The 12,547-nt window shown below is 58.3% G+C and carries 12 protein-coding genes; 6 read left to right on the plus strand and 6 right to left on the minus strand.

The window, feature by feature from the left end:
• Positions 1–378 precede the first annotated feature (378 nt).
• From ACIQ3A_RS04800 to gltA, 6 genes are all read left to right on the plus strand, one after another.
• Positions 379–1,335, plus strand: coding sequence for a helix-turn-helix transcriptional regulator (locus ACIQ3A_RS04800; RefSeq protein ID WP_396430620.1), 957 nt, complete (start codon positions 379–381; stop codon positions 1,333–1,335).
• 235 nt (positions 1,336–1,570) lie between these two features.
• Positions 1,571–2,533 (plus strand): Bug family tripartite tricarboxylate transporter substrate binding protein, encoded by a 963-nt coding sequence (locus ACIQ3A_RS04805; protein WP_396430621.1) that lies wholly within the window; start codon positions 1,571–1,573, stop codon positions 2,531–2,533.
• A 10-nt stretch (positions 2,534–2,543) separates the two neighbouring features.
• The gene (locus ACIQ3A_RS04810; RefSeq protein ID WP_396430622.1) at positions 2,544–3,041 is read left to right on the plus strand and encodes a tripartite tricarboxylate transporter TctB family protein; all 498 of its coding nucleotides are present in this window, start codon (positions 2,544–2,546) and stop codon (positions 3,039–3,041) included.
• A 12-nt stretch (positions 3,042–3,053) separates the two neighbouring features.
• Positions 3,054–4,547 (plus strand): tripartite tricarboxylate transporter permease, encoded by a 1,494-nt coding sequence (locus ACIQ3A_RS04815; RefSeq protein WP_396430623.1) that lies wholly within the window; start codon positions 3,054–3,056, stop codon positions 4,545–4,547.
• A 112-nt stretch (positions 4,548–4,659) separates the two neighbouring features.
• A complete protein-coding gene (locus tag ACIQ3A_RS04820) occupies positions 4,660–5,676 on the plus strand; it encodes an XdhC family protein (RefSeq protein ID WP_396430624.1) in 1,017 nt (338 codons plus the stop codon).
• A 13-nt stretch (positions 5,677–5,689) separates the two neighbouring features.
• The gene (gene gltA / locus ACIQ3A_RS04825) at positions 5,690–6,988 is read left to right on the plus strand and encodes a citrate synthase (RefSeq protein WP_396430625.1); all 1,299 of its coding nucleotides are present in this window, start codon (positions 5,690–5,692) and stop codon (positions 6,986–6,988) included.
• A gap of 61 nt (positions 6,989–7,049) precedes the next feature.
• On the opposite strand, the gene ACIQ3A_RS04830 is transcribed toward gltA, so the two are convergent.
• The 6 genes from ACIQ3A_RS04830 to ACIQ3A_RS04855 all read right to left on the minus strand — a co-directional run bounded on the left by ACIQ3A_RS04830 (position 7,050) and on the right by ACIQ3A_RS04855 (position 12,547).
• On the minus strand, positions 7,050–7,655 hold the full coding sequence (locus ACIQ3A_RS04830) for a CDP-alcohol phosphatidyltransferase family protein (RefSeq protein ID WP_396430626.1): 606 nt from the start codon (positions 7,653–7,655) through the stop codon (positions 7,050–7,052).
• On the minus strand, positions 7,648–8,328 hold the full coding sequence (locus ACIQ3A_RS04835; RefSeq protein WP_396430627.1) for an ATP-binding cassette domain-containing protein: 681 nt from the start codon (positions 8,326–8,328) through the stop codon (positions 7,648–7,650). The genes ACIQ3A_RS04830 and ACIQ3A_RS04835 overlap by 8 nt, the downstream gene beginning before the upstream one ends.
• Positions 8,325–10,058: an ABC transporter permease gene (locus ACIQ3A_RS04840; protein ID WP_396430628.1), complete on the minus strand. Its 1,734-nt coding sequence runs from the start codon at positions 10,056–10,058 to the stop codon at positions 8,325–8,327. The genes ACIQ3A_RS04835 and ACIQ3A_RS04840 overlap by 4 nt, the downstream gene beginning before the upstream one ends.
• On the minus strand, positions 10,055–11,281 hold the full coding sequence (locus ACIQ3A_RS04845) for an ABC transporter substrate-binding protein (protein ID WP_396430629.1): 1,227 nt from the start codon (positions 11,279–11,281) through the stop codon (positions 10,055–10,057). The genes ACIQ3A_RS04840 and ACIQ3A_RS04845 overlap by 4 nt, the downstream gene beginning before the upstream one ends.
• 109 nt (positions 11,282–11,390) lie before the next feature.
• On the minus strand, positions 11,391–12,119 hold the full coding sequence (locus ACIQ3A_RS04850; protein ID WP_396430630.1) for a cytochrome c biogenesis CcdA family protein: 729 nt from the start codon (positions 12,117–12,119) through the stop codon (positions 11,391–11,393).
• A gap of 32 nt (positions 12,120–12,151) precedes the next feature.
• On the minus strand, positions 12,152–12,547 hold the full coding sequence (locus ACIQ3A_RS04855) for a thioredoxin family protein (RefSeq protein WP_396430631.1): 396 nt from the start codon (positions 12,545–12,547) through the stop codon (positions 12,152–12,154).

The following is a 12,547-nucleotide window of genomic DNA, read 5'->3' on the forward strand; positions in this document are numbered from 1 at the left end:
ATTGTCCAAACACTTGCTTTGCGGTATGGGGTTTTGGTCGCTGCACCTTTAAATGCCCTCCACCTAACGAGCTGACTTGACCGCCTCTCGCTGGCGTGAGCATCATGGTTTCGGTTTAATTTTTTTACGCTCCACCAACAAACCCTAGGCCTGTCGCCAGCATCCCGCTGCGTCTTTTTTGTAGCAGGTCTTAGAGCGTATTGAGTCACCATAAAACCCCAAGGTTTGGCCGTCTTGAATAAGGTCTCGCCAAATGGCTTTCTAAGGGTTTACGAGGTGATTGTTCAAGCTTTTTTAAAGAAATTTTTACTAAAGAATGGCTGTATTGATCAAGGTAGTCAGCGCATAATTTAAAAAGATTTTCGGATTGCACTCGCCATGAACCACAACGCCCATATTGACCCGGTACTTGACTCTGTCGAAGTCAGTGGGTGCGCGTCTGATTCAATCCACACCTACTCCATGATCGAGCGGTCTGACCGTTTGGACTTTGACATTCGTGACCAATCGGTGCGCCCACCAGTCACCCAACCGCACCGGCATGAATATTTTCAGATCTTTGCCAACCAAGCGGGGGCAGCGCCACACTTGCTGGGTGGCCGCCGCTGTGAATCGATTCCGCGATCCTTAATTTTTGTCTTGCCCTACCGCGTCCACTTGGCCATGGTAGAGCCTGGTAGCCGCTACCAATTGATCAATTTTTCCAGCAATTTTCTGAGGCCCGACTTTACGTTGACACCACTGGAAATGGAGGAAGCATCGATCGCGCATTACCCCGAACTCACGCCTTTCATTTACCAAGGTTGGTTTGACTTTGTTTTCGATCCTGTTGAATTCGCTTACATCGAAACTTTGCTACAACGTTTGCAAAAAGCCCACAATCACCGAACGCTTGGCACACTGGAGCGGGCACGGGGGGCGATACTTGAGCTGATTGGCATGACCACGGAAAGGTTTGCAACTGAACTGCAGTCGCTGGCAGAACAACGCATTTACCTGCAAGGCCACACGGATGCATTGCGGCGAATTTTCAAGTTCATCGATGAGAGCCTGCACCAGGACATCGGCTTGGCCGAGGTCGCAGAGGCTGCTTTCCTTTCACCCAATTATTTGTCGCAATTGCTTAAAAAGCACACTGGACAAGCCTTTGTCGACTGGTTGACGGGTCGCCGTATGGAACGGGCGCGGGACCTTTTGGCACACACGTCAGACCGAGTCAGCACCATTGCCCACCGGGTTGGGTTTTCCGATGAAGCTTATTTCACTCGGCGCTTCAACAAACGCTTTGGCGTAGCGCCGACAGCCTATCGCCGATCGCTGCGCGAAGCGACCTGAGCGGCACCTCGCCGATGGGGGCACGTGCCGATTGATCACGGCCGAGATGCGAATCAAAAAGATGGCCGACTTGGATAATCCTGCGAAATACTTGCACGTCACAAAGTTTTGACGTGTCCTAGCTTGCGTCATCGAAGTGTTCAAAGTTTAAATACCCTTTGGCGCAAGTGGTCGATTCCTTTTCGGGTCATCAGTTGCTGTGCGCCAATTTTTATACCAACAAGCAGGAGACATGATGATCGCAAAAATGACTTCCGTGCTGCGTATCCGCAGCCTTCAGCTCGCAGCCATGGCTGCATTGGCCCTCTCACCCTGGGGCTCAACACTGGCCTCTGACTACCCGAAACAGGCGGTGGAGATGACCGTGCTTTTTGGTGGCTCCAGCGCCACCATTGCACAAGTCTTGGCCGACGGCATGTCCAAGCAATTGAAAGTACCCGTTGCGGCAGTCAGCCGCACTGGCGGCGGCGGCGCCGCGGGCTACGCGTTCGTCAAGGCCTCACCACCCAACGGCTACAACATCGTCTGGAACTCCAACTCCATCAACACCACGTTTCACGGCGGCAACATCCCCTTCGACTACCGCAGCTTCGACCCGGTGGCCCAGGTAGGAATGGAGGTGCCTGCACTGGCCGTACGCAGTGATTCGGGTTGGAAAACCCTTGCGGACGTGGCTGCTGCTGGCAAAAAACAAAAACTCAAAGTGGGCATTTCTGGGCGTGGGGCTTTCACGCACCTGGCCTCTGCAGCGCTGTTCAAAAAGATGGGCATTGAGGTGATTTTCGTACCTTATGGCACTGGAAGTGCGCCAGTGGAGTTACTCGGTGGTCGAGTGGATGCGGCACTGCAGTGGCCTTCGCAGTTCACGGCGATGGCCGACAAAATTCACATCGTTGCAGTGACTTCGGATAAGCGCGTACCACTGGTGCCCCATGTGCCCACGGCCAAAGAGCAAGGCTTTGATGTCAGCATGGTGATGTGGCGAGGCATCGCGGTGCCAGCTGGCACGCCCAAAGACGTCATAGCACGTCTGCAAAGTGCGGTACAAGCCACAGTGACCAGTGCGGAGTTCAAAGCACAAAGCGTCAAACTCGGCTTTGAGCCCGAGTACCTGCCAGCTGTTGACTTTGGCAAACTGGTGGCCAGCGACGACGCAGAGTACGCCAAATTGATGCTTGAGCTCGGTCTGAAAAAATAAAAGGTTGTTTATGCGTTCGCATCGCTTTTTGGGGCCGCTGCTGAGCGTGTTCTCTGTGGGTTGGCTTTGGCTGACTTTTCAATACATCCCCTCCTCCAACACCCCGGGAGAGCCCGGTCCCCAGGCTTTTCCCATTGTGCTCGGCTGCGCGTTGTTGCTTTTGGGGCTGTCGATCACCGTGTCAGATTTTGCGCGCAAGAAAGCGGCTGCACCCACTAAAACCGATGCCCAATCCGACGTCAACCCTGAGCCCAAAAAGCATGAGCTGCGCATCGTACTGGGCACTTTCGGACTGCTGATGTTGTATGCCTTTCTCATGGAGAAAACCGGGTTTTTGGTGTCTACCCCGATTGTGCTGGCGTTGACCCTAGGCGGTTTGCTGCGCATCCGCCGTTGGGCTTTCATTGCCAAGATGTCGGTCGGTACCACCTTGGTGTGCTGGCTCGTCTTCGTTGTGCTGCTGCGCGTGCCGTTACCGGGCGGTTCGTGGTGGTGGTTTTTTCAATAAAGGGAGCGGTCAATGGACGCGATAACAACTGGACTTCAGATGGCGCTGACCTGGCAAGCACTGCTGGCGGTGGCTGTCGGTAGCGTGGTGGGCGTAGTCTTCGGCGCCATCCCTGGGCTGACTTTCTCAATGGCCTTGGCGCTGCTGCTGCCCTTCACTTTCGGCATGGCGGCCACACCGGCGATTGCATTGCTGATGGGCATTTACATCGGCGGCATGACGGGCGGGTCTGTTTCGGCCATCCTGATCGGTATCCCAGGTACACCTTCGGCGGCAGCCACTGTCTTCGATGGCTACCCCATGGCCATGAAAGGTCAGGCCAGCGTGGCACTGGGGGGGGCCGTGATTGCCTCGGTTTTTGGGGGCATGTTCAGTTTGCTGGTGATGATGCTGTTGCTTGAGCAACTGGCCGGACTGGCCATCAAATTTGGCCCAGTTGAGATTTTTGCCTTGGTGCTGTTTGGCTTGTCCACGATCTGCGGCCTAGGTGAGCGCTCCATGGCCCGTGGTTTGGTTGCGGGTGTGCTGGGCCTGATGTTGGTAATCATCGGACTGGACCCGATCGACGGCGTCGCCCGACTGACCTTCGGCACCGTAGAACTGCAACAAGGGGTGAATTTGCTGGTGGGCATGATCGGTCTTTTCGCCGTTCCCCAAGTGATCTCAACCTTTATCGACTATGGTCGGGTCGAGGCGAAATCGGTGGGCACCGATGTGCGTGCGAGCCTGCCCACCTGGAAGCAATTGAAACAACGCTTCGGCTTGATGGTGCGTTGCAGCGCCATTGGCACTGCGATCGGTGCCATTCCCGGCACTGGCGGTCCGATCGCGGCTTTTTTAGCCTACGACCATGCCAAACGTTTTGACGCAAAACCCGAGGCTTACGGACAGGGCGAGCTGTCTGGGGTGTTGGCACCCGAGAGTGCCAACAACGCGGTCACGGGCGGCACCATGATACCGCTGCTGAGCCTGGGTATCCCCGGCGACCCGGCCACGGCGGTCATCTTGGGCGGCATGATCTTGCATGGTCTGGCCCCCGGGCCTGCTTTGTTTCAAACAGACCTGCCCGCCATCTACGCCATTTACATTGCCATTATCATTTCTTACATCGTCACGCTCGTGGTTCAGATCTGGGGTATCCGGTGGTTCGTGAAAGTGATGAGCGTTCCCGCACACCTCATGGCGGTGGTGATCATCGTGATGTGCGTGTTGGGCTCTTACGCCATCCGCAATTCCATGTTCGACGTGTATCTGATGGCCGTCATGGGCCTGATCGGTTACTTGCTACAGCGTTTGCGCATACCGGTGGCGCCGGTGGTGCTCGGGCTGGTGCTGGGCAGCACCTTAGAAAACCAGTACCGCACCGCTTTGATATTGAGCGAAGGCAGTCATCAAGGCTTTCTGGACAGCAAGGTAGCTTTGGGCTTTTTCATCCTGACGGTGCTGATGATCGGTATGCAAATGTGGTCGTCACACAAGAAAAACCCAGCACCAGCGATCGGCTGAGTGTTTTGTTGAACGAATCCGAGCAAACGTCTCATCACTGCCTGGCAGGGCTGTGCCCAACCATCGAAACTCAAGCCCATCCAATGTTGGCCTTGGTAAAAAAGTAAGCGCCATGGACAGTTTAGATTTACAGGTTTTATCGCAGGCACGTGACTGGTTTAAGGAGGGTCATCGCGTTTGGCTGGTCACCGTCATAGAAACATGGGGGTCGGCACCGCGCCCGCCTGGTGCGTTGCTTTGTTTGCGCAGCGACGGCCTGGTCGTGGGGTCGGTTTCTGGTGGCTGCGTTGAAGACGATTTGATAGAACGCGTTCGCACCGGAGAGCGGGTCTCAAACCCATCGCTAATCACCTACGGTGTCAGCAAAGAAGAAGCCGCTCGCTTCGGCTTACCCTGCGGAGGCAACTTGCGCTTGGTACAAGAGCCTTTGCAGTGCGTGAAGTGGATCGATGAGATTTTGAGCCTGACATCAAGGCACCAACTGGTGGCACGCACGCTGGATCTAAACACAGGCGAAATCGTAATTGAAACCGCGGCAAGAGGGGAGCAATTTGAATTCAACGGCATCCGCTTGCGCGCGCTTTTCGGTCCCCGTTGGCGGCTTCTGATCGTTGGGGCCGGTCAGCTCTCGCGGGTACTGGCTCAAATGGCCTTGTCACTGGACTTTGAGGTCATTTGTTGCGACCCACGTGAAGAATATCACCTCACTTGGGATGTCAAAGGCACTGCGTTCAGCAAAGAAATGCCCGACGACCTTGTCTTGCGACTTGAGCTGGATCCACACAGTGCAGTCGTCGCATTGACACATGATCCTAAGCTGGACGATATGGTGCTGTTGGAAGCATTGAGATCGCCTGCTTTCTACGTCGGAGCACTCGGATCGCGAAACAATACCGCAGTACGTAAAGAGCGGCTTGCCATGTTTGACTTATCCAAGACGGAGATCGATCGCCTGCATGGCCCCATAGGACTGGACTTGGGCGGAAGGACACCGGCCGAAATTGCTGTGTCGATCGCAGCGGAGATTGTCGCTGTGAAAAATGGGGTACCGCTGATTCAGAAAAAGGAAGGCTCAATGCTGCCATTGAGTTCTGAGATTGCTCGCAACACCTTTTTAGATGTTCATTAACAAAGGATTCCGCATGAAACTCGCTGACTACAAAGCCACGCTGTCGTTTAGCAATGGCAGCCCTTCCATTGAACTTCCAGTTTATAAAGGCAACATCGGTCCAGACGTGATTGACATTCGCAAGCTGTACTCCAAAAGCGACATGTTCACCTACGACCCGGGTTTCCTGTCCACCGCCTCTTGTCAATCGGCCATCACCTTCATTGACGGTGACAAGGGTGAACTGCTGTACCGCGGCTACCCGATTGAACAACTGGCCGAAAAAGCCGACTTTTTAGACACCTGCTACCTTTTGCTGAACGGAGAATTGCCTGTAGGTCAGCAAAGCACTGACTTCCACAAGCTGGTCAATGAGCACACCATGGTCAATGAGCAGATGCAGTTTTTTCTGCGCGGCTTTCGACGCGACGCCCATCCAATGGCCGTTCTGACCGGTCTGGTGGGTGCCATGTCGGCCTTTTACCACGACAGCACAGACATCAACAACCCTGAACACCGGCACATCGCCGCTATTCGCCTGATCGCAAAAATGCCCACCCTGGTTGCCATGGCCTACAAGTACGGACTTGGCCAGCCCTATATGTACCCACGTAACAACCTCTCGTATGCAGGCAACTTTCTTCGCATGATGTTTGGTACGCCCTGTGAAGACTACAAAGTCAGCCCGGTACTCGAACGCGCTATGGATCGCATATTTATCCTGCATGCGGAACACGAGCAAAACGCATCCACCTCTACCGTTCGTTTATGCGGCTCGTCTGGTACCAACCCGTTTGCGGCTATCGCGGCAGGCGTTGCTTGCTTGTGGGGGCCTGCCCACGGTGGGGCCAACGAAGCCTGCCTGAAAATGCTCGAAGAAATACAAGCCAAGGGTGGTGTTGCTAAAGTTGGCGAGTTTATGAACCAGGTAAAAGACAAAAACTCAACCATCAAGCTCATGGGCTTTGGTCACCGTGTCTACAAAAACTATGACCCCCGCGCCAAGCTGATGCAAGAAACCTGCAATGAAGTGCTGGCCGAGTTGGGCTTGGAGAACGACCCTCTTTTTAAGTTGGCAAAAGAACTGGAAAAAATCGCCTTAGAGGACGACTATTTTGTCAGTCGCAAGCTCTACCCTAACGTGGATTTTTACTCGGGCATCGTGCAGCGCGCAATCGGCATACCCGTGAACCTGTTCACTGGCATCTTCGCCTTGGCTCGTACCGTCGGTTGGATCGCTCAATTGAACGAAATGATCAGTGACCCTGAATACAAAATTGGCCGCCCCCGTCAGCTTTTTACCGGCTCAACCCGCCGCGACGTTCAACGCTAAAGCGCACAAGTTATAGCAACGTTTGTTCCTCTTGTCTGACGATACGATTCCTTGAACATCGTTACTTCAAACGCTGAAACCCCCAACCAACCCGCATCCCCGTCGTCACCGCACACAAGCCCGCAAACCCATAAGCCAACACCGCAAAGTGTTCCGGCCAGATGCACATGGCGGCAAACACGGTGATGGTCTCGGTGGCTTCGGTGAGGCCGCCCAAGAAGTAAAAGCTTTTGCCCGGTAAGGCGGTGTCCGTCAGGCCGCGCTTTTCGGCCATCACGGCAAAGGCGAGAAAGCTGCTCCCGGTGCCGATGAAGCTGGCCAGCAGGGCTGCGGCGGGCAGCGCGTTGGTGGCGGGGTTGGCCACCGCAAAGGCCAGGGGGATGGCGGCATAAAACACGAAATCCAGCGCGATGTCCAAGAAGCCACCCGCGTCGGTGGGCTGGGTCAGGCGGGCCACGCTGCCGTCCAGGCCGTCGAGCAAGCGCGAGGCCAGCAGCAACGCCAAGCCCCACCACCACGCTTGCAGCGCAATGGCCACGGCGGCGGCCATGCCAATGGCAAAGCCCAACCAGGTCAGCGCGTCGGCCCTGACGCCTGCGCGCACCAAGCCGCGTGCGGCGAAGTGGAGCGCGGGGCGCAACAGGGTTTGGGCGTGGCGGTCAAACATGGCTTGGGGTTTCTTCGGTGGCGGCGCGCAAGTGCACCACGCGCAGCGGGTCGGCCACATCTTGTTCGTCGTGCGTGACCAGCACCACCGGGATACGCCGCTCGCGCACATGGGCAAACACCCAAGGCCGCAACTGCGCGCGCAAGGCGGCGTCGAGTTTGGAAAATGGCTCGTCCAGCAACAAGGCTTGTGGCTCGGCCAGCAGCGCCCGCATGAGTGCCACGCGGGCGCGTTGCCCGCCCGACAAGGTGGACGGATCGCGTGAGCCCAAACCGGCCAAGTCAGCCTCTTGCAGGGCTTGCTGCACACGCGCCTGGCGCTGTGCAAGTGGCAAGCTGCGAGGCACAGCAAACAGCAGGTTTTCGGCCACCGTCATGTGTGCAAACAGCAGCGCATCCTGAAACACCAGGCCCACTCCGCGCAGGTGCGTTGGCAACGGCGTGAGGTCGTGGCCATTCAGCAGCACGCGGCCTGCAAACTGCAAGGGCTGCAGGCCTTCGGACACACTGGCCAGCGTGCCTGCGATGGCGGCCAGCACCGAGCTTTTTCCGCAGCCGCTGGGGCCCATGAGCGTGAGGATCTCGCCCGCGGCCACTTGCAGGCGCAGGCTTTGCACCATCGCCTGTGTGGGGGTGCCCAAACGGTCAATATCCACCTGCAGTATCGGGTTCATGCCTGGTCTTTCATAGGCTTGATTTTCTCAAATTGGCGTGGCCTGCCCAGCCAGGCGGCCCAAGCAAAGACCAACACGGGCAAGAGCATTTGCAAAGCAGCATAGGCGCTCATGAGCGAGCGCTGCGCACCAGATGCGAGGGTGACGGCTTCGGTGGTGATGGTGGCAAAGCGGCCTGCGCCTACATAGAGTGTGGGCAGGTACTGCGCCACGCTGACGGCAAAGCCTACCGCCCAGGCCGAGGTGATAGCGCGTTTCAGCAATGGCCATTTGACGCGGGCCAAATAAGCCCAGCGGCCATGGCCCAGGCTGGCGACCAAGGCGCGTTGGCGCGGGTCCACCGCCCGGTAAGCGGGCTCCAAGGCCAGCAGCACATAAGGCAAGACCATGACCGAGTGCGCCAGCAACAAGCCCAGCCATTGCCCCTCCAGATGCCATTGCAGCGCGATGCTGTAAAGCCCCACTACCCACAACACCGATGGCAGCACCAGTGGCAGCAACCAGACCGGACGCAGCACTTGTTGCCAGCGGTGGCTGGCGGTTTCAAGCCAGGCGATTGACCAGATGAGGCACAGGCTGGCCGACGCGACGGCAAGGCCCAGCGTGGTCCAGACGGTGTTGGCACTGGCCATCACTTGTGCCCAGGCATCGCCTGTCCAAAGCGATGGCCACAATTTGGGGAATGGCCACACGCCCGACACACTGCCCACGGCCAGCGCAAACCAGACGGCAATATAGGCCAGGCCGATGGTGCCCCAAACCCAAGACATTCGGCGGCAGGGGTGCCTTGCTAAAAAATGCAAGGGGTTAGCCAAACCACCCTTTGGCTGCAGGGGCGGCCTACCACTCAGACCCGCCGCATGAAGGCCCTTGGCTGAATGTGGAAGCGAGCCACTGCTCGTGAATCTGCGCAAGACGACCGTCGCTTGCAAAACCGCGACAGCACAAGCTGCCAACAGCGCAACGCTGACAGTGAGCAAGCCCGCAGCCGCCACCCCCTGCGCCTGCATGGCCGCATCGGCATCGCCCAGCCACTGCCAGGCCAGCACCGCCAATGTGGGCGGCGATGCAGGGCCAATGATCAGCGCCATGTCCACCACCGTCAGGCCATAGGCCAAGACCGCCAGCAACGGCCAGCGCAAGCGCGGAGCCAGCTGCGGCCAGACCACTTGGGCGAAGGCTTGCGCGGGCGGATGGCCCAAAGTTTGAGCGAGTGCAGATTCAGCCTGCCAGCGGCGACGCAGGTCTTCGCGCTGCATTTGCGTGGCAGCGACCCACAGCAAAAAAGGCACCTCCTTGAGCCAGAGTGCCAGGATCAAACCCAGGCCCCACGGGTCTTGCGTGGTCAACCAAGGCGGCGGCGCGTCAAAGCCTGTGAGACCGGGCGATACCCAGCGCAATGCCCAACCGCTGGGCGAAAGCCACAGCACCAAGCCAATGGCCATGGCCGCATGCGGCGTGGCCAGCCAAGCGGGCACAAGGCTCAGCCAGCTGGCCAGCTTTTGGCGGATGAAGCCATTGGCCAGCAACCGTGCCACCGACCACCACACCAGGAGCGTCGAAACCAGCCCGGTCCACAGCGTCATGCTCCAAGCGCGCAAGGTTTGTGGGTCGGCCCACAGGGCCTGCCAGGCGGACGCGTCAAGGGCCTGCACCAGCGCGGCCCACAGCGCCCAGCCCATCGGCAGGCCAACAATCAGGCACAGCAACAAAGGTACCAACGGGCTCAAACGCCGTAGCGGCGAATCCACTCTTTTTCGAGCGCATCGACCCATGAGGCGTGGGGCTCGGGCAACACGGGTGCACTGTGGCTCAGTTGCCCAGGGCGCATGGTGCCCTGAAAGCGTGCACGCTCAGCGACAGGCAAGCGGGTCACATCCAGCACGGTGGGGTCGCCCCACACGTCGATGTCGGCTTTGCGCGCCTGCGCAGCGGGTGACAACAAAAAGTTGGCCACCACCTGCGCAGCGGCTTTGCTGGGCGCGTTGTACGGGATAGCAACAAAGTGGGTGTTACCGATGGTGCCTTTGGCAAACTGCCAGCTTTGCACGGTGGCGGGCAGGCGTTTGGCGGCGATCTCGTTGGCCGCTTCGTTGGGGTTGAAGGTGAGGGCCAGCAACAACTCACCGTCGGCCATCATCTGGCGCACCGCCGCCGAGTTTTGCGGAAACTGTTTGCCACCGCGCCACAAGTGCGGATGCAGTGCGTCCAGAAAACGCCACAGCGGGGCCACTTGCGCCTCTAGCGCAGTGGGCGTGACGGGCTGGGCCAGGGCTTTGGCATCGGTTGCGTGTTCGATCAGCGCCTGCTTGATGAAGGTGGTGCCATGAAAATTGGGCGGGCGTGGGTAGGTGATGCGCCCGGGCTGCATGCGGGCCAAGGCCAGTAGCTCGGCCATGCTTTGTGGTGGTTTGGGCAGGCGTTGGCTGTCGGCAAAAAATGTCAGCTGGGCCATGCCCCAGGGCGACTCCAGCCCTTCGGTGGGCACCGAAAAATCCACCAGCGTGGTGGGCTTACCAACTGTGTCTACCCACTGAAAATTCGGCAAAGCCAGAGCGAACGGCTTGGACAGCAGACCATCGCGCTTCATGGCAGCAAAGTTTTCGCCATTGATCCAGACCAGATCGACCGTACCTTGGGTGTCTTGGCGGCCCGCCTGTTTTTCAGCCCGCACGCGCTTGACCACATCGGCCGCATCCGTGATCTTGACGTGTTGCAGCTTGACACCAAAATCGCGCTGCAACTCGGCCGCTGCCCATTGCAGGTAAGCATTGATGCGCTCGCTGCCCGCCCAGGCGTTGAAGTAAACCGTCTGGCCACGGGCAGTGCGTTCGGTGTCAGCCCAGGCCACGGTGGATGCGGGGGCAACGGCCTGCGCGGCCCAGGGGGTCAAGGCGGCAGCACCTGCAAGGGTCAAGGTCTGGCGACGGTTGATCTGAAATGAAGAGCTCATGTTGAAAGAGACCGCCTGCGCGGCGCTGTTCACGGTTAAAAGCCAAAGGTATGCATTTTCGCAGCATGCCAATTCGCTGCATGACTCGGGCCATTGGGTCAAAAAAGCCTCAAAACAAGGTGGTCGCACGCAACCAGGCGTCTGGCAACAAGGGTACGACTTGGGCTTCGAGCCATTTGTCAGCGCCCGTAGCAATGGCCACGCCTGCCAGAAAAATCAGGCCACCAAACACCTTCTTGACCCGGTCTCCATGCGCCAGCACCTTCTCGCGCACCGACTGAAAGCCCTGGCGCGAGGCATAGGCCACCGCCACCAAGGGGATGGCTGCGCCCATGCCAAACAGCCCCAACACCATGCCGCCGCGAACGGCACCGCCTTCGCTGGCGACCAAGGTCAAGGCCGCAGCCAGCAAGGGGCCTGAGCAAGGGCTCCAGACCAAGCCCAACACAGCGCCCAACAGCAATGCCCCACCCAGCGTGTCGCCCTTCAGACGCGATGACGCGCCGTTAGCCCCACTGGCCAGCGGCATCATCCATTGGGTGAAGCGCTCGTTCAACACCGGCACCCACATCATGGCGCCCAGCGCCATCAACAGCACCGCACCGAACAAGCGCACATGCTCGCTGTCCAACCCCATGGCCGGACCTGCCGCACCCAGCACCACGCCGATGCCCGCAAACGACAAGGCCATGCCCACACCCATCGCCAAGGGCGCCCAGCGATTGCCCTGCGCAGCCCCGCCCAGCACCATGGGCAAGATGGGGAAGACGCAAGGCGACAAAGTGGTCAAGCTCCCGGCCAGCAAACTCAAACCCAGGTGACTAAAGGCCAAATCCATGACGTGCTCGCAAGTGGGTAGAGGGGAATGGCTTACTGAGCCGACAACAACGCCGACTTCAGCGCTTGCGGGTCGGTCACACCCCCCGAACGGTGCTTTTGTTCCTTGCCCTTGAAGACGATCAAGGTCGACTGCGAACGAATGCCCATCTCGCGCTTGAGTTGGCGCTCTTGGTCGTAGTCCACCACCAGCAAAGTGCCAGGCACCGAAGCGTCGCCTTGGAAGCTGTTGAACACTTTTTCTTGCACCAGGCAAGTGGGGCACCATTTGGCATGAAAGTGCAGGCTCACGGCTTCGCCCGCTTGCTGTTTTTGCGACAAAGCCTGGGCACTGTAGGCAGAAATATCCAGTGCGTTTGCTGTCCCTCCGAATGTCCATAAAGACAGTGCCAAGCCCCAAGCAGAAAAGGTGGTAATCGGGTGTTTCAT

It is taken from the genome of Limnohabitans sp. (assembly GCF_044361985.1).
Lineage (GTDB): Bacteria > Pseudomonadota > Gammaproteobacteria > Burkholderiales > Burkholderiaceae_C > Limnohabitans_A.

Excerpts from the sequence above, each read along its gene's own strand:
- ACIQ3A_RS04845 (WP_396430629.1), bottom strand. The coding sequence starts at position 11,281 with ATGAGCTCTTCATTTCAGATCAACCGTCGCCAGACCTTGACCCTTGCA.
- gltA (WP_396430625.1), top strand. The coding sequence starts at position 5,690 with ATGAAACTCGCTGACTACAAAGCCACGCTGTCGTTTAGCAATGGCAGC.
- ACIQ3A_RS04820 (WP_396430624.1), top strand. The coding sequence starts at position 4,660 with ATGGACAGTTTAGATTTACAGGTTTTATCGCAGGCACGTGACTGGTTT.
- ACIQ3A_RS04805 (WP_396430621.1), top strand. The coding sequence starts at position 1,571 with ATGATCGCAAAAATGACTTCCGTGCTGCGTATCCGCAGCCTTCAGCTC.
- ACIQ3A_RS04810 (WP_396430622.1), top strand. The coding sequence starts at position 2,544 with ATGCGTTCGCATCGCTTTTTGGGGCCGCTGCTGAGCGTGTTCTCTGTG.
- ACIQ3A_RS04800 (WP_396430620.1), top strand. The coding sequence starts at position 379 with ATGAACCACAACGCCCATATTGACCCGGTACTTGACTCTGTCGAAGTC.
- ACIQ3A_RS04835 (WP_396430627.1), bottom strand. The coding sequence starts at position 8,328 with ATGAACCCGATACTGCAGGTGGATATTGACCGTTTGGGCACCCCCACA.
- ACIQ3A_RS04815 (WP_396430623.1), top strand. The coding sequence starts at position 3,054 with ATGGACGCGATAACAACTGGACTTCAGATGGCGCTGACCTGGCAAGCA.
- ACIQ3A_RS04855 (WP_396430631.1), bottom strand. The coding sequence starts at position 12,547 with ATGAAACACCCGATTACCACCTTTTCTGCTTGGGGCTTGGCACTGTCT.
- ACIQ3A_RS04830 (WP_396430626.1), bottom strand. The coding sequence starts at position 7,655 with ATGTTTGACCGCCACGCCCAAACCCTGTTGCGCCCCGCGCTCCACTTC.
- ACIQ3A_RS04850 (WP_396430630.1), bottom strand. The coding sequence starts at position 12,119 with ATGGATTTGGCCTTTAGTCACCTGGGTTTGAGTTTGCTGGCCGGGAGC.